The sequence below is a fragment of the Actinokineospora fastidiosa genome (genome assembly GCF_014648415.1).
Classification (GTDB): Bacteria; Actinomycetota; Actinomycetes; order Mycobacteriales; family Pseudonocardiaceae; genus Actinokineospora; species Actinokineospora fastidiosa.
The window spans coordinates 677,148-695,090 of sequence record NZ_BMRB01000001.1 but is presented as its reverse complement, the minus strand read 5'-3'; the positions used below and the strand labels follow the sequence as shown (position 1 = coordinate 695,090).

The window sequence follows — 17,943 nt, the reverse complement described above, 5'->3', positions numbered from 1 at the left end:
CGCGCCGCTTCGCTTAGGGGCCCCGCGAATGTGAGTTCACCCCATCGGACACCCACGAAGAAAGTCGCGTTCTAAGCGCGCACAGCCTTCAGCGTCCACACCACAGTCATCTCAGCCGTGGTCACCCCGTCAGCGTTTCGAATGACGCACTCCACCGGCAGCTCCGGCCGCGTTCCCGCGTCCAGTTCCGCCAGTACCTCCGCCACCTCCCGCGACGGCACCGCCTCCGCCGTCAGGGCTCCGAGCGCCAGCTTCCGGTACCGGATCTCCGACCGCACCACCAGCGGCGTCGCGCGTCCCATCTCCGCGGCGAACGCCGCCAGCGCCACCGCGCCTGACGCGGTCTCCGCCAGGCCGAACATCACCGCCGCGTGCGGGCCGCCCGCGTGATTGCGCTGGTCAGGTCGGTCGGGCAGCGAGCACACGACCCGCGACGGGGTGACCGACTCGAACGTGACGCTGGCCGTCTTGACCCAGGGGACGGTCGCGGAGATCGTCTCGGCGACCCAGTCGTACTCGCTCATGGCGCACACATTACCCGTCGGTAACTTCGCTGCGCCACAACTCACAGTTAATCCGGTTGTCTTCGATCTTGCTCGATGTGCATCCTTGTATGGACCAACTACTTGGGTGATGCAAGCAATGGGAGTCGGGCGATGGAGCTGACCGAGGCCGAGCTGGAGAACGGCAAGCGGCTGGCGTCCGTGCTGTTCGCCTTCGGCAAGCAGCAGGCGACCGTGGCCGCCCGGCTGAGCAGGGCGGGGGTCGACCGCTCGGCGATCGTCCTGCTCAAGAACCTGGTCGCGCTCGGACCCGCCCGGCTGGGCACCCTGGCCGAGGCCGTGCACTCCGACCCCTCGACCGTCTCCCGCCAGGTGGCCGCCCTGGTCAAAGAGGGCCTGGTCACCCGGCAGGCCGACCCGGACGACGGCCGCGCCAGCCTGCTGGTGCCGACCGAGGAGGGCCTGGGCGTGCTGGAACGCCAGCGGGCCCGGTTCGCCCACTCCATCGCCCGGATGGTCCGCGACTGGGACCCGGACGACCTCGACACCTTCGTGGGGCTGTTCGAGCGGTTCATCGCCGACCACGAGAAGTACATGCCGAACTTGATCGCTGAATGTGGGGGGAAACCTTGACCACCAACGCCGAAGCGCCACCGAGCAACCACCTCAGCCACCGGCAGATCCTGGTGATCCTGTCGGGCCTGATGCTGGGCATGCTGCTCGCCGCGCTCGACCAGACCATCATGTCCTCGGCGATGAAGACGATCGCCGACCAGCTGCACGGCCAGACGATCCAGGCGTGGGCCACCACCGCCTATCTGATCACCGCCACCATCTCGACCCCGCTCTACGGCAAGCTCTCCGACATCCTCGGCCGCAAGCCGCTGTACCTGACCGCGATCACGGTCTTCCTGATCGGCTCGGTGCTGTGCGGCATAGCCGACTCGATGTACGAGCTCGCCGCCTACCGCGCGGTCCAGGGCCTCGGCGCCGGTGGTCTGATGTCGCTGGCGCTGGCGATCATCGCCGACATCACCTCGCCGCGCGAGCGCGGGCGCTACCAGGGCTACTTCATGGCCGTCTGGGGCCTGTCCAGCGTGGCGGGCCCGGTCGTCGGCGGGTTCTTCGCGGGCATCGACACCGTCGCCGGGATCGACGGGTGGCGCTGGGTGTTCCTGATCAACGTGCCGATCGCGCTGGTGGGCCTGTTCGTCGTGGCCCGCAACCTCAACGTCCCGCACAAGCGGGTCCCGCAGAAGGTCGACTACCTGGGCGCGATCACGCTGACCATCGGTCTCGTCCCGCTGCTGATCGTGGCCGAGCAGGGCCGCGAGTGGGGCTGGGCCTCGCCCGCGGCGCTGACCGCCTACGCCCTCGGCGTCGTCGGGATCGCCGCGTTCATCGCCGTCGAGCGGCGCATGGGCGACGCGGCGCTGCTGCCGCTGCGGCTGTTCCGGCGGTCGGTGTTCACCGTGGCCAACCTGGTCAACTTCATCATGGGCATGGGCATGTTCGGCGCCATGATGTCGCTGCCGCTGTACCTGCAGATCGTCAAGGGCGCCAGCCCGACCGAGTCCGGCCTGATGACGCTGCCGCTGACCTTCGGCATCATCGTCTCGGCCATGGCCAGCGGGCAGGCCATCGCCCGCACCGGCCGCTACCGGGTGTTCCCGATCGTCGGCCTCGGGCTGACCACGGTGTCGCTGATCGCGTTCTCCCTGATCGGCGTCGACACCCCGCTCTGGACGACCATGCTGATCATGGTGGTCATCGGCGCCGGGCTGGGCCTGTGCATGCAGACGCTGATCCTGGCCATCCAGAACGACGTCCCGGTCCGGGACATGGGCGTGGCCACCTCGGCGGGCACGTTCTTCCGGTCCATCGGCGGCACGGTCGGCACGGCGACCTTCCTGTCGATCCTGTTCACCGTGGTCGGCGGGCGCATCCAGAGCTCCATCGACGCCGCCCGCACCGACCCGGCGTTCCTGGCGGCGCTGCAGCAGAACCCGCAGTTCACGCCCGGGCAGATCGACCTGAACAACACCGCGTTCCTGACCCAGATCGACCCGGCGCTGGCCCGCCCGATCCTGGTCGGCTTCGCCGACGCGCTGAGCACGGTGTTCCTGGTCGGCGGCATCGTGATGGCCGTGGCGTTCGCCGCCGTGTGGTTCCTCAAGGAGGTGCCGCTGGCCGACAAGTCCGGCATCCAGCGGGTCGCCGACGAGGACGCCGACAAGGTGCCCGCGATCGCGCACTGAGCGTGTGACCGTGGTCCCCCGATCCGGTCGGGGGACCACGGTTTCGCTTCCGGGTGGTCTCGCGTAGGCAACAGACGTGCACCGAGCGTGCCGCCATCTGGGATAGTGGGCACCGACATTTGGGGGTGCCGTGCGCGTCGTCCTCGCCATCTTTCTGGTGGGCGGTCTGGTGATCGCCTTGGCGTACGTCGTGGGCGGCCGTTCGCACCAGCCGGGCCCGCCCGCGGCCCTCGGCGTACCCGAGACCAGCGCGGCGCCGTCGTCGGCGCCGACCGCCCCGCCGCCCGAGCCGGACTGCGCCGACGGCGAGGGGCCCGAGGAGATCGCCCCGGTGCCCGCCGACGTGCAGGCGGGCGTGGACCGCTCGTGGGAGCGCGTCGAGAAGTGGCTGGCCGCGAGCGTGCCGGTCCCGGTCGTGTGGAACCCGCCAGCCGACGACGCCGCGATCGCGCGCGCCCAGCGGGCCGCGGGCATGGCCTTCCCGCCCGAGCTCGTCGCCAGCCTGCGCAGGCACAACGGCGTCCGGGCCGCGGGCTTCACCTTCGCGCCGTTCTACGCGCCGATGTCCACCGGCGAGATCGCCGCCGACGTGGGCAAGCTCTGCGCCGCCGACGGCGGCTGGGACGGCGACGGCATCCCCTTCGCCCGCGACAACGGCGGCTGGTACCTCTACCTGGACCCCGACGGACGGGTCAGGGAGCACTCGCCGGGCGCGGCGGGCGGCATCGCCGCGGACTCGCTCGCGCTGCTGGTCGAGCAGACGGCGGACGTGCTGGAGGGCCGCCGCACCGGCGCGTATCTCCCGGCGATCGGTGCGGACGGCGTGCTCAGCTGGCGCCTGCGCTAGTGCTCCGCGGGGGCGGCTTCCTTCAGGCGGGCGTAGGAGCGCACGATCTCGGCCTCGGCCTCGGCGCGCCCGACCCAGTTGGCGCCCTCGACGCTCTTGCCCGGCTCCAGGTCCTTGTAGACCTCGAAGAAGTGCTGGATCTCCAGGCGGTGGAACTCGGCGAGGTGGTGGATGTCGCGCAGGTGCTCGCTGCGCGGGTCGTTGGCGGGCACGCACAGCACCTTGTCGTCGCCGCCCTTCTCGTCGGTCATGCGGAACATGCCGATCGCCCTGGCGCTGATGAGGCAGCCGGGGAAGGTGGGCTCCTGGACCAGCACCAGCGCGTCCAGCGGGTCGCCGTCCTCGCCGAGGGTGTTCTCCACGAACCCGTAGTCCGCCGGGTACTGGGTGGCGGTGAACAGCGTCCGGTCGAGCCGCAGCCGCCCGGTGACGTGGTCCACTTCGTACTTGTTCCGGCTCCCCTTGGGGATCTCGATCGTGACGTCGAACTCCACGCCGTTCCTCGCTCGTCTCGGCTGTCCTCGTTGAGGCCTTAGTGTGGACCACGGTATGCCGGTGGCCCGCACCTGCGGTGGGCGGCCGACGACGGGGGCTTCGGGAGGGCGACAGGTGGGCGAGACATCGTCGGGGGAGCGGGGAAGAGCCCGCGAAAGCGGTCCTGACCAGCGCGAGAACTCGGAGCCGACGGACATCGCCTGGCCCGGCGCCGACGCCGAGGACTGGCCGGGGACCGACACCGACGACCAGGACGCGCCAGCGGTTGCCACCCCGTTACGTGACGAGACCCACGTCGCCGACGGCGAGCCGCGCGTCACACCCCCGGGTGAACCGGCCTGGCCCGACGAGGAACCGGGCCCGACGACCGAACTGCCCACCCCGCCCGCCGAGGCGACCCGGGTCATGCGCCCGGTCGCGCGGACGGAGCGTCCGGCCGAGGACACCGCTCCCGGCATCCCCGCCGTCGACCCCGCACCGTCCGGTGAGGACACCCACCCGGGCATGGCCCCGGCCGACCGCACCCAGCCGACCGCCCGCCCGCGGTCGTTCGAGGGCGCGGAGACGACGCGCCTCACCCGCCCGGAGAACCCGGCCGAGCGCACCATGCTCGTCCGCCCGGTCGCGACCGACCGACCCGCTGGCGACGAGGAGTCAAGGCCCGCCCCGGCTGATGCCCAGGCGGAGGAGACGAGGTTCGTCCCAGCTGACGCGCAGCGCTCGAACGAGGGGACGAGGCCCGGCCATGCCGACGCCCACCGCTCGGCCGAGGGTCCGCGATTCGGTCAGGGCGACTCGCAGCGCTCGGCGGAGGAGACGCGGTTCGTTCCAAGCGACGCTCAACAACCGGCCGAGGGAGCGCGGTTCGGGCAGGCCGATGGCCAGCGCTCGGGCGAGGGGCGGTTCGGGCAGGGCGATGCGCAGCGTTCGGCGGAGGAGACGCGGTTCGTTCCGAGTGACGGGCAGCCTTCGGCCGAGAGGCGGTTCGGCCAGGTTGAGGCTCAGCGCTTGGGCGAGGGGGCGCGGTTCGGGCAGGGCGACGGGCAGCGTTCGGCGGAGGAGACGCGGTTCGTTTCGGCCGAGTTGCCCCGTCGTGGCGATGGGCCCGGGGCGCAGGCGCGGCAAGGGGGTCGTTCCGCGGGTGAGGCCGGGCCGCACGGGCGGCGGCCGGTGGGGGCGTCGGGGGCGCATCCGGCTGAGGAGACGCGGTTCATCCGGGGTGAGCAGCGGCGTCCGGAGGAGGCCGCGCCCTTCGCCGAGGAGACGGGCGCCGCCGACCGTTCTGGTGGAAAGGGGCACGTCGACCCGCCGGTGGACGACGGTCCGGGCGAGCCCCAGCCGGACGGCGGCAGGCCGCGGCGCAGGCGGACCGGGCTCATCGTGGCCGTCGCCGCGGCCGTGGTGGTGGCGGTCGCCGCCGGGGTCGTGTTCGCCGTGCCCGGGATCGCCGAGCGGTTGGGGCTGGTGGACGGGGATGAGGTGGCCATCGCGCCGCCGCCCGCGGCCGTGCGGTTCGAGCCGGTGCTCGCGGGGCCCCGGGAGGGAGTGACGCCGCCGAGCGCCGAAGGGGTAGCGAGCGCGCTGGCCGGGCCCGCGAACGATCCCGACCTCGGCACGCTCACCGGCGTCGTGATCGACCCGGTGACCGGGCAGACGCTGTTCAGCCGCGACCCGGACACCGCGCTGGTCCCGGCGTCGACGACCAAGCTGCTCAGCACCGCCGCCGTCCTGCTGACCCTCCCGCACACCGAGCGGCTGGTCACCAAGGTCGTCGCGGGGGACGAGCCGGGCACGGTGATCATCGTCGGCGGCGGGGACCCCACGCTGTCGTCGCTGCCCGAGGGCAAGGACTCCGTCTTCCCCGGCGCGGCGCACCTGGACGAACTGGTCGCGCAGGTCAAGGCCACCGGCCCCGTCGACACCGTCCTGGTCGACCTGAGCCGCTACACCGGCGACGGCCTCGCCCGCGGCTGGCTGCCCGCCGACGTCCCCGCTGGCCATATCACCCCGATCGTCCCGGCGATGATGGACGCGGCCCGCCAGGACCCGACCGACGCCGTCAGCCCGCGCTCGAACAACCCCGGCCGCGCGCTGGCCGAGGAGTTCGCCCGCCGCATAGGCGCGACCGTGCCGTCTGAGGCGCAGACCACGGCGAAGCCGGACGCCCGCGTGCTCGGCGAGGTCGAGTCCGCGCCCATCGCCGAACTGGTCCACACCGCCGTGCAGCGCTCCGACAACGTGCTGGCCGAGACGCTGATCCGCGAGCTGGCCATCGCCACCGGGCAGGAGCCGTCCTTCACCGGCGCGACCACCGCGGTGGTCAACGTCCTGCGCGAGAACGGCTTCGCCGTCGACGGCCTCGTCCTGCGCGACGGCAGCGGGATGTCGACGGAGAACCGGGTCACCTCCGCGCTGCTCGGCGAGGTGCTCAAGGCCGCCGCCGCCCCGGACGGCGCCGACCCGCGCACCGCCAAGCTCCGGCCGCTGCTGTCCGGGCTTCCCGTCGCGGGCGGCAACGGCACGCTGGACAAGCGGTACCTGGACGGCCCGGCCGCGGCGGGCAAGGGCTGGGTCAGGGCCAAGACCGGCACGCTCTCCGCGGTGAACTCGCTGGCAGGCGTCGTCCTCGACAGCGACGGCCGCCTGCTGGTGTTCGCCCTGATGTCCAACGGGACCAATCCCCTGGACGCCCGGCCCGCGCTCGACGCCGTGGCCGCCGCTTTGCACAAGTGTGGCTGTGAGTGAGCGGGTAGCGTTCGGGGCGTGAACCCCGCTACCCGGACCGGGCCCGCACCCGTCGATTGGGACCTCGCCACGTCGACGGCCAAACGGCTGGTCCGGCCGGGGCCGGTGGTGTCGCTGGCCGAGGCCGAGCGCATCGTCGCCGACCTGCGCGCGGCCACCGTCGTCGCCGAGGAGCACGTGCGCGGGCTGACCGGCATGGGGCACGGCCTGCCGGTGCGCGAGGGCGACGTCGTCGACCGCGACGGCTGGATCGAGGCCGCAGCCCAGGGCATCGCAACGCTCACCGACGGCGCGCTGCCCGCGCGGTCTGGCCGGGTCGGCGGCGTGCTGGCCGGCAGCGCGGGCGTGCAGGCCGGGATGGTGCTGGCCTACCTCGGCAGCCGCGTGCTCGGCCAGTACGACCCCTACGGCGGCGCCGACGGCAGGCTGATGATGGTCGCGCCCAACATCGTCGCCGCCCAGCGGGCACTCGACGTGCCCGCCGAGGACTTCCAGCTGTGGGTCGCCCTGCACGAGAGCACCCACCGCCTCCAGTTCACCGCGGTGCCGTGGCTGGCCGAGTACTTCCGCGGCCAGGTCGCCGGGTTCATCGCTGGGCTGGAGGACGAGGCGACCGGCCTGCTGTCGCGGCTGCCCGAGGTGCTCAAGGCGGCCCGCTCGCGGCCCGACCCCACCGCATCCACCGGGCCGCTGGCGATCGTCGAGATGCTGCAGTCGCCCGCCCAGCGGGCCGCGTTCGACCGGCTGATCGCGCTGTCGACGCTGCTGGAAGGCCACGCAGACCACGTCATGGACGCCGTCGGCCCGGCCGTGGTGCCCAGCGTCGCCACCATCCGCCAGCGGTTCACTGCGCGCCGCCGCGGCGGCGGGCTGCTCGACCGCGTCCTGCGCTCGCTGCTGGGCGTGGACGCCAAGATGAAGCAGTACGCCGTGGGCGCGAAGTTCACCAACCACATCGTGGGCGCGATCGGCATGGAGCGGTTCAACCGCGTCTGGGAGTCCCCGGACACCCTGCCGCTGCGCGCCGAGCTGGGCGACCCGGACGCCTGGCTGCGCCGCGTCGCGTGAGCAGGCCCGACCCGGCCGTCGCCGACGTCCGCAGGGCCGTTCGCGCGCTGCTGTCCAGGGTCGAGCCGGATCGGGTCGCGGTCGCCGTCTCCGGCGGCGCGGACTCGCTCGCGCTGGCCGCGGCGGCCGCGCACGTGCGTCCGGTGGAGGCGCTGATCGTCGACCACGGCCTGCAGGCGGGGTCCGCGCGGATCGCCGCCCGGGTCGCGGAGCAGATGGCGGCGCTGGACGTGCCCGCGCGCGTCCTCACGGTCACGGTGTCCGGCTCGGGCGGGATCGAGGCCGCCGCCCGCCGCGCCCGCTACGCCGCGCTGCGGGAGGCGGCCGACGGCGCGCTGGTCCTGCTCGGACACACCCGCGACGACCAGGCCGAGACCGTGCTGCTCGGCCTCGGCCGGGGCTCCGGCCCCCGGTCCATCGCCGGGATGCGCGCCCTCGACCCGCCGTGGGGCCGCCCGCTCCTCGACCTGCCGCGCGCGACCACCGCCGCCGCCTGCGCCGCGCTCGGGCTCACCCCGTGGCACGACCCGCACAACGCCGACCCGCGCTTCACCCGCGTGCGGCTGCGCACCGAGGTCCTGCCGCTGATGGAGGAGGTCCTGCAGGGCGGGGTCGCCGCCGCGCTGGCCCGCACGGCCGCCCAACTGCGCGAGGACCTCGCCGCCCTCGACGACCTCGCCGCCGACCTGCTCACCCGCGCGGGCGACCGCGGTGATCTGGTTGTGTCCGAACTCACCCCGGCCCCGCCCGCGCTGCGCCGCAGGGTGCTGCGGACGTGGTTGTTGCGGGCAGGCGTCCCGGAGTTGACGGACGCGCACCTGCGCGCCTGCGACGGCCTCGTCGGCGACTGGCGCGGCCAACGCGGCGTCGCGCTGCCCGGCGGCTTTGTGGCGCGGCGCGCGCATGGCAGGCTGACCTGTGACGCGCCGTGACCTGCGAGGGATTTGAAGGGACCACTGTGTACGACGGTGATATCGCCTCCGTGCTGATCAGTCAGGACCAGATCGACGAGAAGATCACCGAACTGGCCAAGCAGGTGGCCGCCGACTACGCCGACACCCCGTCCGACCTCGTGCTGGTCGGCGTCCTCAAGGGCGCGGTCATGTTCATGACCGACCTGGCCCGCGCGCTGCCCGTCCCGGTGCAGCTGGAGTTCATGGCGGTCAGCTCGTACGGCTCGTCCACGTCGTCCTCGGGCGTCGTGCGCATCCTCAAGGACCTCGACCGCGACATCGCGGGCCGCGACGTGCTGATCGTCGAGGACATCATCGACTCGGGCCTGACCCTGTCGTGGCTGCTGAAGAACCTCGCCTCCCGCAACCCGCGGTCGATGGAGGTCTGCTCCCTGCTCCGCAAGCCCGACGCCGTGAAGGTGGAGGTGCCGGTGAAGTACATCGGCTTCGACATCCCGAACGAGTTCGTCGTCGGCTACGGCCTCGACTTCGCCGAGCGCTACCGCGACCTCCCGTACATCGGCACCCTCGACCCGCGGGTCTATACCTCGTAGCACGAATTGTCGTGATCCCCTGACCGGGTGTACCTCGGTGCGTTAGCCTCCAGATCAACTGCTGCGGGTGGAGCAGCCGACGGGGACCAGGGGAGAGCAGACGTGTACGACGCAACCGGTATCGGCGGCGCCGTCGGCGCCTTCGCGGGCGCCGCGGCCAGCGGCATGGTCTCGGTGGACCCGGACGCCGCCCAGGCGGCCATCAAGGAGATCGGCGCGGTCCGGGACGAGCTTTCGCTGCTGGTGCAGGGTGCGGATTCCGCCGGTGCGGAGGTGCAGATCGGCGCAAACCCGGTAGGCACCGCGATGGCGAAGAAGTCCATGGAGCGCTTCGACGGCTCGGGTGACTCCTTCCTTCACCTCGTTCGCCAGTTGCTGGAGCAGACCGACCAGGCCGAGCGCGCGCTCAACCAGGCCATTGCCAACTACAAGGACACCGACTACGGCAACGCGACCAAGGTGCGGGGCTGAGCTCGTGCGTTCCACACTCGCCGTGACGGTCGCCTGCGGTGCGCTGCTCGCGTCGCTGAGTGCGTGCGGGTCGGCGCCGGGGACGCCGACGACCACCCCGACCACCGGCGGAACCGGGGCCGTCACCACGACGACCGCCTCTCCCACGACCGCGGCCACCTCCACCACGGCCGCCGATAGGGAGATCAATTACCAGCGCGATGAGCTGTGCGAGCTGCTGACCGCGGCTGAGACAGCCGAATTCGGCTCCAGGAACCCCCGCCCGGGCAACAGCTTCACCACCGGCTCCGAGCAGTGCCAGTGGAGCGGCGACCTCGGGATCACCATCGACTTCAAGTTGGATGCGAGTGGTGTCCGCCCCGCGGAGGGCACGAAGTCGGACATCGAGGTGGCTGAAACCCCGGCGGTGTTGACCAAGACCACCGAGAAGAGCGGGTTGTGCTTGGTGCGGATCAAGCTCAACAAGGACCGTTCCGCAATGACTTTCGGTGTGGGTGTGCTGAGCAGCGGGCGCGACAAGGGCTACGAAACGTGTGATGTGGCGAAAAAGGTCGCCGAGATCGTTATTCCGAAGGTGAAGGGCTAGGGGGCAGGACATGCCGAACGGCGATCAGCCGCGTTACGAGACGCACGATTACGCGGGCGACCGGGCGGACGACGTCTCGATCGCCATGCGGAACATGCCTGAGGAAGACCGGTCGACCACCACCGAGCTTCAGCAGAGCATCGCCGAGTACCAGCGGGAGCAGCTGGCGCCCGACGTCGAGATGGGCAACGACCGGGTGGTCGTCCCGCAGAACTGGGAGAGCCGCACCAGCACCGAGCTGTACGCCGCCGCCACCGAGAAGAACGTGCCGACCAGCGCGGACGGGCTCGGGCGCGGTTTCACCGAGGGCGGCAACCGACTCGCCGAGGCGGCTAACCGGCTGTTGGACGCGGTGACGCGGCTGGAGCACGCCTGGCAGGGCGAGGCCGCCGACGCCGCGCGCAACGCGCTCAAGCCGCTGGCCCAGCGGACCGGGCAGGCGGGGATCTCCGCGCAGTACATGGGGACCGCCATGTCCGACCAGGCGCTCGCCGCCGCCACCGTGCGCAACATGCCCGAGCCGATGGAGTTCGACCGCGACGCCGAGCTGACCAAGGCGCTCGCGAACCCGAACCCGGTGGCGGGCATGAACGACATGCAGGCCAAGGAAGAGCAGGCCAGGGCGGTCAAGGCCGAGCAGGTCAAGTACATGACCGAGTACACCAACACGATGGCCGAGATCGACTCGCGCACGCCGACCTTCGTGCCGCCGCCCCCGCGCAGCACCGACACCGGCGGCGGCGACGGCTTCCAGGACGGCACCCGGGTCACCTACGACCGCACGGGCAGCACCGACTCCTACACCCCGCGCGGCAGCACCGGCGACGGGGACAGCAGGCCGGGCTTCATCGACGGCCACCACGCCACCAACCCGCACACGGTGCCCCCGGCCCCGGGCTACGACGGCCTCGACACCGGCACCGACCTCTCCGGCTACACCCCGCCGCAGACCTCGCCCGTGCAGCCGCCGGTCACGGTCAACCCGACCCCCGGACCCGGCCCGCAGCCCGGCCCGACGCAGGGCCCCGGCCCGTTCAGCCCGGTCAGCACCGGCCCGACCGGCCCCACCGGCGGCCGTTCCCTCACCGGCGGGCCGCGCGGCCCGTTCGGCGGCGGGCCCGGCGGTCCCGGGGGCGCGGGCGGACCCGGCGCGAAGCCCGGGCTCGGCGCGGGCATGGGCCAGGGCGGCCCCGGCGCGGGCGGGCGGCCCGGCGGCGCGGGCGCGGGTGCTGGCGGCGCTGGCCGCGGCGCTGGCGCCGGAGCGGGCGCCGGTGCTGGCGGTCGCGGCGGCCAGGGCGATGAGGACCTGGAGCACCAGCGGCCGTCGTACCTGGTCGAGCCGGACCCGGAGGACACCTTCGGCACCGACCAGATCACCGCGCCGTCCGTCATCGGGGAGTGACGCGGTGCCTTCCGCGGAGACCCTCGACCAGCTCGCCCTCGACTTCCTCTGGGAGGCCATGGACGCGGGCGACCTCCCGTACCCGCTGCAGGTGCGCTCGCACGGCGAGACGCTCGACGAGCGCACCGCGCTGCGGCACCGCATGCACGCCGAGCTCGCCGCGCGCGGCCTGATCGACCGGTACGGCCGCGTCGAGCCGCACGTGGAGGACTGGCTGGGCGTGCTCGCCCGGCCGGACGTGGCGATCGACGCGCTGTTCATGCCCCAGCTGCCCGGCAAGGCGGTCGCGGTGTTCGCCGCGGCCGCGGGCGGCACGGGCGTGGTGGCCACCCAGTCCGGCGACGACCTGCACCTGCGCCGCGTCCGCGCCGACGGCCTGGTCGCCGAGGTGATCGGCCTGCTGCCCGCCGCCCCGCGCGGGGCGGAGACCTCGGTCTCGCTGCCCGCCGACGAGTTCGCCGCGGTGAACCCGAGGGCGGTGCGCGGCCTGGCCGACTCCGACCCCAGGGCGGCGGCCGCGCGGCTGGTCGCGCAGCCCAACCTGCGCGGCGGGCAGTTCGGCGTCACCGCCCGCGACCGGCACGGCGCGCGCACGCGGGGGCCGGTGCTGTCGTGGTTCGACAAGCCCAACGGCCGCTACCTCGCCTCGACCAGCCGCGGCCGGGACGGGCGGGACTGGGTCACGGTCGCCCCGGCCGACATCCAGACGATGCGCCACCGGCTGGGTCAACTTGTGGCCGAGGTCACACGCTGACCCGGACCGGGGAACTGGACGCGGCCGTGCGCCGTTGAGCTTGGTGGCGCCCTTGTCAATCGGTGAGGGTGTCGAAGCGGGCGGTACTCTGGAGCGACCGGAGCGCCGCCCGGCCGGGTAATGGTCGTCATTGCCCTCACGTGCACGTCCAGGGAGGGTCGAGGCCGCCCCACGGCCGTATGTAATGGACCGAAAGCGACTGCTGCGCAACCCGCTGCTGTGGATCCTGGCGGTGTTGCTGATCTACTTCGCCTTCAGCATGCTGTTCGACGACACGCGTGGCTACACCTCGGTGCCCACGTCGAAGGCCGTCGCGCAGATCGAGGCCAACAACGTCAAGGCCGTCGAGCTGGGGGACAAGGAACAGCAGCTCAAGCTGACCCTGAACAACCCGATCGAGCACGAGGGCCAGCAGGTCACCCAGCTCATCGCCCAGTACCCGGCCGGGGCGACGTCACAGCTCTACGAGACGATCATCGACAAGCCGGGCATCGAGTTCCGCACCACGGTGACGCAGGACTCGTTCCTCACCCAGATCCTGATCTTCCTCATCCCGTTCGCGCTGCTGTTGCTGCTGCTCATGTGGATGATGAACAACGTCCAGGGCGGCGGGAACCGGGTCCTCAACTTCGGCAAGTCCAAGGCCAAGCAGTTGTCCAAGGACATGCCCAAGACCACCTTCGCCGACGTGGCGGGCGCCGACGAGGCGGTCGAGGAGCTCTACGAGATCAAGGACTTCCTGCAGAACCCGGGCCGCTACCAGGCCCTGGGCGCGAAGATCCCGAAGGGCGTGCTGCTCTACGGCCCGCCGGGCACCGGCAAGACGCTGCTGGCCCGCGCGGTCGCCGGTGAGGCGGGCGTGCCGTTCTACTCGATCTCCGGCTCGGACTTCGTCGAGATGTTCGTCGGTGTCGGCGCCTCCCGCGTGCGCGACCTCTTCGAGCAGGCCAAGCAGAACGCGCCGTGCATCATCTTCGTCGACGAGATCGACGCGGTCGGCCGCCAGCGCGGCGCGGGCCTCGGCGGCGGGCACGACGAGCGCGAGCAGACACTCAACCAGCTGCTGGTCGAGATGGACGGCTTCGACGCCCGCGGCGGCATCATCCTGATCGCCGCGACCAACCGCCCGGATATCCTGGACCCGGCGCTGCTGCGCCCGGGCCGCTTCGACCGGCAGATCCCGGTGTCCGCGCCGGACCTGTCCGGCCGCAAGAAGATCCTGCAGGTGCACGCCAAGGGCAAGCCCTTCGCAGGCGACGTCGACCTCGACGGCCTGGCCAAGCGCACCGTCGGCATGTCCGGTGCCGACCTGGCCAACGTCATCAACGAGGCCGCGCTGCTGACCGCGCGCACCAACGGCACCGCGATCACCGGGGCCGCGCTGGAGGAGTCGGTCGACCGGGTGATCGGCGGTCCGGCCCGCAAGAGCCGGATCATCTCCGAGAAGGAGAAGAAGATCACCGCCTACCACGAGGGCGGGCACGCGCTCGCCGCGTGGGCGATGCCGGACCTGGAGCCGGTCTACAAGCTGACGATCCTGCCGCGCGGGCGCACGGGCGGGCACGCGCTCGTCGTCCCCGAGGACGACAAGCAGCTCATGACCCGCTCGGAGATGATCGCCCGGCTGGTGTTCGCCCTGGGCGGGCGCGCGGCCGAGGAGCTGGTGTTCCACGAGCCCACCACGGGCGCGTCCAGCGACATCGACCAGGCCACCAAGATCGCCAAGGCGATGGTCACCGAGTACGGCATGAGCGCGCGGCTCGGCGCGGTCCGCTACGGCCAGGACCAGGGCGACCCGTTCCTCGGCCGGTCGATGGGCCACGCGCCGGACTACTCGCTGGAGGTCGCGCACGAGATCGACGAGGAGGTGCGCAGCCTGATCGAGGCAGCGCACACCGAGGCGTGGGACGTGCTCAACACCTACCGCGACGTGCTCGACGAGCTGGTGGTCGAGCTGCTGGACAAGGAGACGCTGACCCGCAAGGACCTGGAGCGGATCTTCTCCGGCGTGGAGAAGCGGCCCCGGATCACCGCGTTCAACGACTTCGGCGACCGGGTGCCCAGCGACAAGCCGCCGATCAAGACCCCGCGCGAGCTGGCGCACGAGCGCGGCGAGCCGTGGCCGGACGAGGAGCGGGAGCGGGAGAAGACCCCGGTCGCGGCCTTCCCCGGCGCGGGCGAGCTGCCCGGCGGCCCGCCCAGGACCACCCCGGAGCTGCCGCCCGGCGGCAACGGCAACGGCGTCCCGCCGCAGCCGCCCTACCCGCCCGCGCCCGGCTACCCGCCGCCGCACTACGGCGGGGAGTACCGGCCCGGCGCCGGCCCGCCGAACTACGGCGCGCCGCCCGGGTGGACGCCCGCGACGACGCCGGGCGGCCAGCCGTGGCACCCCGCGCCGCCGCAGCCCGGTCCGGACGCCCGTGACCAGGACAACTCTGACGGGCGCACGCACGGGTCCGAATGAGAGGGTTGCGGCCGCACGGCCGCGACAATCTCGGAGACTGGCGATGAGTGATACCGCGAAGCAGGCGGGCGGGAACCACCCGGTCCCGCTCGCCGCTTTCGATCCCGACCGGGCCGAGAAGGCCGTCCGCGAACTGCTGCTCGCCTGCGGCGAGGACCCCGACCGCGAGGGCCTGCTGGAGACCCCCGCGCGGGTGGCGCGCGCGTACCGGGAGCTGTTCGCCGGGCTCTACACCGAGCCGGACGCGGTGCTGGACAAGACCTTCGACGAGAGCCACGACGAGCTGGTCCTGGTCACCGACATCCCGATGTACTCCACCTGCGAGCACCACCTGGTGCCGTTCCACGGGGTGGCCCACGTCGGGTACATCCCGAACGAGCGCGGCCAGGTGACCGGGCTGTCCAAGCTGGCCCGCCTGGTCGACCTCTACGCCCGCCGCCCGCAGGTGCAGGAGCGGCTGACCTCGCAGATCGCCGACGCGCTCATGCGCAAGCTGACCCCGCGCGGGGCGATCGTGGTGATCGAGGCCGAGCACCTGTGCATGGCGATGCGCGGCATCCGCAAGCCCGGCGCGCGCACCACGACCTCGGCGCTGCGCGGGCTGCTCAAGACCGCGCCGTCGTCGCGGGCCGAGGCGATCGAGCTGATCAACGGGCGGACCCGGTGACGCTGCCCGCACCCGGCCGCTGCGCGGTGGTGGGCGTCCTCAACGTCACCCCCGACTCCTTCTCCGACGGCGGCCGCTACCTCGGCCTCGACGACGCCATCGCGCACGGCGTGGCCATGTGGGAGCGCGGCGCGGACGTCATCGATGTGGGCGGGGAGTCCACGCGCCCGGGCGCGGACCGCGTCGACGCGGAGACCGAGATCGCCCGGGTCGTGCCGGTGATCGCCGAACTGGCGACCGCGGGCGTGGTGATCAGCGTGGACACCACCAGGGCGCGGGTCGCCGAGGCGGCACTGGCCGCGGGCGCCTCGATCGTCAACGACGTCTCGGGCGGGCTGGCCGACCCGCAGATGGCGCGCGTGGTGGCCTCCGCGGGGGTGCCGTGGGTGCTGATGCACTGGCGCGGGCACAGCCGGGACATGCAGTCGCTGGCCACCTACGGCGACGTCGTCGCCGAGGTGCGCGACGAGCTGCGCGCGCGGGTGGACGACGCCCTGGACGCCGGGGTCGTCGAGTCGGCGATCGTGCTCGACCCTGGGCTGGGGTTCGCCAAGAACGCCGACCACAACTGGGCGCTGCTGCGGTCCCTGGACACCCTGCTCGACCTGGGCTTCCCCGTGCTGGTCGGGGCGTCGCGCAAGCGGTTCCTCGGCGCGCTGCTGGCCAGGGACGGCGTCGCCCGGCCCTCCGACGGCCGGGAGGACGCGACCGCCGCCATCTCCGCGCTCGTCGCCATGGCGGGGGCGTGGGGCGTGCGGGTGCACGACGTGGGGCGCTCGCTCGACGCGGTCACCGTGGCCGCCGCCATGGGCGGGACGCCGAAGGGGGTGTCATGGCCGATCGGATCGCGCTGACCGGGCTGCGGGTGCGCGGGCGCCACGGCGTCTTCGAGCACGAGCGCCGCGACGGGCAGGATTTCGTCGTCGACATCACCCTGTGGCTGGACCTGCGGCAGGCGGCCGAGACCGACGACCTCGCCCACACCGTGCACTACGGCGAACTCGCCGAGCGGGCCGCCGCCGTGGTCGCCGGGCCGCCGAGGGACCTGATCGAGACCGTGGCCGCGGAGATCGCCGAGACCGAGATGGCCGACGAGCGCGTGCTCGCCGTCGAGGTGACCGTGCACAAGCCGAGCGCGCCGATCCCGCTGTCGTTCGCCGATGTCGCGGTGACCGTCCGGCGCTCGCGCAAGTCGGCGCGCGGGGCGGGTTCATGAGCCGGGCGGTGCTGTCGCTGGGGTCCAATCTGGGGGACCGGGCGGCGCACCTGCGTGCGGCCGTGGCGGGGTTCGCGGACGTGCTGGTGGCCGTGTCCCCGGTGTACGAGACGGCGCCGTGGGGCGTGACGGACCAGCCGGACTTCCTCAACGCGGTGCTCATCGTCTCCGACGAGGACGCCGACGAGTGGACGTGGCTGCGCCGGGGCCAGGCGCTGGAGCAGGCCGCCGGGCGCGTGCGGGAGCAGCGCTGGGGGCCAAGGACGCTGGACGTGGACGTGGTGACCGTCGACGGCGTGCGCAGCGACCACCCCGACCTGCTGCTGCCGCACCCGGGGACCGCCGAGCGCGCGACCGTGCTGATCCCGTGGCTGGACGTCGAGCCCGACGCCGTCGTGCCCGGGCGGGGATCGGCGCGGGAGCTGCTGGCGCTGCTGGACACCGCGGGCGTGCGCGCCCGGCCGGACATCGACCTGCGGAAGGCGGCCGGGTGAGGTTCACCAAGGCGTCGGACCTGGTGCCCGCCGGGCTGGTCACGGCGGTCGCGCTGTACCTGTTCATCCGGCTGCTGTACGGCGAGCTGCCGCCGCTGCCGACGTTCGCCGGGGTCACGCTGCTGGTGCTGGCCGTCGTCGAGGTGGTGTTCGGGTACGTGCTGCGCGGGCGGGTGCGGCGCACGTCGTCGGGCAGGCCGCTGCAGCCGATCACCGCGGCGCGGGCGCTCGCGCTGGCGAAGGCGTCCTCGCTGCTGGGCTCGATCATGCTGGGCGCGTGGGCCGCGGTGCTGGCGTACGTGGTGCCGGAGAGCGCCCGGGTCGAGGCGGCCCGGTCGGACATCCCGAGCGCGGTGATCGGGGCGGTGAGCGCGGCGGTCCTGATCGCCGCGGCGCTGTGGCTGGAGTCCTGCTGCCGCGCCCCGCGCGACCCCGATGACCAGCGTCGAGACGCGGTGTGACATCC

Annotated in this window: 19 protein-coding genes; 17 read left to right on the top strand and 2 right to left on the bottom strand. The window is 72.8% G+C overall.

Annotation, left to right across the window (positions count from 1 at the left end; genetic code table 11):
* Positions 1-71: 71 nt before the first annotated feature.
* Positions 72-524: a DUF4442 domain-containing protein gene (locus IEY98_RS03205; protein ID WP_189208759.1), complete on the bottom strand. Its 453-nt coding sequence runs from the start codon at positions 522-524 to the stop codon at positions 72-74.
* Between the two features lie 132 nt (positions 525-656).
* Here IEY98_RS03205 and IEY98_RS03200 point away from each other — a divergent pair, with 132 nt between their 5' ends.
* From IEY98_RS03200 to IEY98_RS03190, 3 genes are all read left to right on the top strand, one after another.
* On the top strand, positions 657-1,136 hold the full coding sequence (locus tag IEY98_RS03200; protein ID WP_189208758.1) for a MarR family winged helix-turn-helix transcriptional regulator: 480 nt from the start codon (positions 657-659) through the stop codon (positions 1,134-1,136).
* Complete coding sequence (locus tag IEY98_RS03195) at positions 1,118-2,761, top strand: MDR family MFS transporter (protein WP_189208757.1); 1,644 nt, start codon at positions 1,118-1,120, stop codon at positions 2,759-2,761. Before IEY98_RS03200 ends, IEY98_RS03195 begins: the two co-directional genes overlap by 19 nt.
* A 130-nt stretch (positions 2,762-2,891) precedes the next feature.
* The gene (locus IEY98_RS03190; protein ID WP_189208756.1) at positions 2,892-3,608 is read left to right on the top strand and encodes an SMI1/KNR4 family protein; all 717 of its coding nucleotides are present in this window, start codon (positions 2,892-2,894) and stop codon (positions 3,606-3,608) included.
* On the opposite strand, the gene IEY98_RS03185 is transcribed toward IEY98_RS03190, so the two are convergent.
* Complete coding sequence (locus tag IEY98_RS03185; protein ID WP_189208755.1) at positions 3,605-4,102, bottom strand: inorganic diphosphatase; 498 nt, start codon at positions 4,100-4,102, stop codon at positions 3,605-3,607. The two genes, IEY98_RS03190 and IEY98_RS03185, sit on opposite strands and share 4 nt — an antisense overlap.
* Positions 4,103-4,217: 115 nt before the next feature.
* On the opposite strand from IEY98_RS03185, the gene dacB reads away from it, so the two are divergent.
* From dacB to IEY98_RS03115, 14 genes are all read left to right on the top strand, one after another.
* Positions 4,218-6,848 (top strand): D-alanyl-D-alanine carboxypeptidase/D-alanyl-D-alanine endopeptidase, encoded by a 2,631-nt coding sequence (dacB, locus tag IEY98_RS32385; RefSeq protein ID WP_229786522.1) that lies wholly within the window; start codon positions 4,218-4,220, stop codon positions 6,846-6,848.
* A gap of 18 nt (positions 6,849-6,866) precedes the next feature.
* Positions 6,867-7,916 carry an Rv3626c family coenzyme F420 biosynthesis-associated protein gene (locus IEY98_RS03175; protein WP_189208754.1) on the top strand — a complete coding sequence of 350 codons (1,050 nt, stop codon included), beginning with the start codon at positions 6,867-6,869 and terminating at the stop codon, positions 7,914-7,916.
* Positions 7,913-8,848 carry a tRNA lysidine(34) synthetase TilS gene (gene tilS / locus IEY98_RS03170; protein ID WP_189208753.1) on the top strand — a complete coding sequence of 312 codons (936 nt, stop codon included), beginning with the start codon at positions 7,913-7,915 and terminating at the stop codon, positions 8,846-8,848. The genes IEY98_RS03175 and tilS overlap by 4 nt, the downstream gene beginning before the upstream one ends.
* A 26-nt stretch (positions 8,849-8,874) precedes the next feature.
* Positions 8,875-9,423 (top strand): hypoxanthine phosphoribosyltransferase, encoded by a 549-nt coding sequence (gene hpt, locus IEY98_RS03165; protein ID WP_189208752.1) that lies wholly within the window; start codon positions 8,875-8,877, stop codon positions 9,421-9,423.
* Between the two features lie 102 nt (positions 9,424-9,525).
* Positions 9,526-9,894, top strand: coding sequence for a PE domain-containing protein (locus IEY98_RS03160; RefSeq protein ID WP_189208751.1), 369 nt, complete (start codon positions 9,526-9,528; stop codon positions 9,892-9,894).
* A 4-nt stretch (positions 9,895-9,898) separates the two neighbouring features.
* Positions 9,899-10,480 (top strand): DUF3558 family protein, encoded by a 582-nt coding sequence (locus IEY98_RS03155; protein ID WP_189208750.1) that lies wholly within the window; start codon positions 9,899-9,901, stop codon positions 10,478-10,480.
* A gap of 10 nt (positions 10,481-10,490) precedes the next feature.
* Positions 10,491-11,882 (top strand): hypothetical protein, encoded by a 1,392-nt coding sequence (locus tag IEY98_RS03150; protein ID WP_189208749.1) that lies wholly within the window; start codon positions 10,491-10,493, stop codon positions 11,880-11,882.
* Between the two features lie 4 nt (positions 11,883-11,886).
* On the top strand, positions 11,887-12,636 hold the full coding sequence (locus IEY98_RS03145) for an ESX secretion-associated protein EspG (RefSeq protein WP_229786520.1): 750 nt from the start codon (positions 11,887-11,889) through the stop codon (positions 12,634-12,636).
* 184 nt (positions 12,637-12,820) lie between these two features.
* On the top strand, positions 12,821-15,100 hold the full coding sequence (gene ftsH / locus IEY98_RS03140) for an ATP-dependent zinc metalloprotease FtsH (RefSeq protein WP_189208747.1): 2,280 nt from the start codon (positions 12,821-12,823) through the stop codon (positions 15,098-15,100).
* A gap of 43 nt (positions 15,101-15,143) precedes the next feature.
* Positions 15,144-15,767 carry a GTP cyclohydrolase I FolE gene (folE, locus tag IEY98_RS03135; RefSeq protein ID WP_189208746.1) on the top strand — a complete coding sequence of 208 codons (624 nt, stop codon included), beginning with the start codon at positions 15,144-15,146 and terminating at the stop codon, positions 15,765-15,767.
* Complete coding sequence (folP, locus tag IEY98_RS03130) at positions 15,764-16,621, top strand: dihydropteroate synthase (protein WP_229786519.1); 858 nt, start codon at positions 15,764-15,766, stop codon at positions 16,619-16,621. Before folE ends, folP begins: the two co-directional genes overlap by 4 nt.
* Positions 16,600-16,983, top strand: coding sequence for a dihydroneopterin aldolase (gene folB, locus IEY98_RS03125; RefSeq protein WP_189208745.1), 384 nt, complete (start codon positions 16,600-16,602; stop codon positions 16,981-16,983). Before folP ends, folB begins: the two co-directional genes overlap by 22 nt.
* Positions 16,980-17,477 carry a 2-amino-4-hydroxy-6-hydroxymethyldihydropteridine diphosphokinase gene (gene folK, locus IEY98_RS03120; protein WP_189208744.1) on the top strand — a complete coding sequence of 166 codons (498 nt, stop codon included), beginning with the start codon at positions 16,980-16,982 and terminating at the stop codon, positions 17,475-17,477. Before folB ends, folK begins: the two co-directional genes overlap by 4 nt.
* Positions 17,474-17,938 (top strand): DUF3180 domain-containing protein, encoded by a 465-nt coding sequence (locus tag IEY98_RS03115; protein WP_189208743.1) that lies wholly within the window; start codon positions 17,474-17,476, stop codon positions 17,936-17,938. Before folK ends, IEY98_RS03115 begins: the two co-directional genes overlap by 4 nt.
* Positions 17,939-17,943: the final 5 nt, after the last annotated feature.